The following is an 817-nucleotide window of genomic DNA, read 5'->3' on the forward strand; positions in this document are numbered from 1 at the left end:
CGTCACACCACGCGACCTTCGCGCAGCCCTGCATTGGTTCCACCCGCCGCATCGGATCGGGCGGATGCCTTCGGACCCGATCCGGAGGACAGGAGACTGCTCCCTTCGGCGCCCAGCCGACGGACCGCGCCGCGTCCGTCGTCGAACCCGTCGGAAGCGCGGCCGTCCGGCGGACTGCTCCCCGCGCCCGCGGGCGGGTCGGCCGATCCCGGACCGCCCGCACAGGCCGGTCCGACGGGGGGCGGCGGGGTGGACGACCGGGGCGACGACTGCGGCCCGGCGACGGGTCCCGGACCGATTGTGGTGATTCCCGATCTGTTAGGCTCCAAGCAACAGGCTGACGCCGCGATGTGCGCGGATCCCTGAGCGGGTCCGGCGTTTCAACCCGCCGGCGTGGGCCCGCCGGCGCGGCTGGCCGCGACCAAGGCGACGATCGAGGGGGCGAGCCGAAGCACTTTTGTCTCCACCGGACCGGTTCTCATTGTCGCCTACCCGATAATGTACCGCCGTGCCTATTCCTTATCCCGTTCTCGCTCAGGCGACACCGCCGCCGCTGCCGATCGCCTCGAACACTGCCCTACAGAAATCCGTAAATCTCAACCCGTCGAATGAACTGCATTATTCCAACATCTTGCCGCCGTTGGTTGTTCTGATTATGGTTGTTGCTGGTCTGCTGCTGCTGCATGGACTCCGCGCCGGTGTGCGTCCCTGGGCTCGACGCCGCGTCCTCACGGCCGGGGTCCTCACGGCCAGGGCTGGCATGGCTGATCGGGCGCCGTGCGCCGGTATCCCGGTGGAAGGCCCCGGCGCCGGGGGC

At 69.5% G+C, this 817-nt stretch carries 1 protein-coding gene; it reads left to right on the forward strand.

All coding sequences use genetic code 11. From position 1 onward, the window contains the following. Positions 1 to 508: 508 nt before the first annotated feature. The coding region (locus tag AC08ON_RS18185) for a hypothetical protein (protein ID WP_476617448.1) at positions 509 to 817 on the forward strand (309 nt) is incomplete at its 3' end.

Source organism: Frankia sp. CoWAU3, assembly GCF_977971855.1.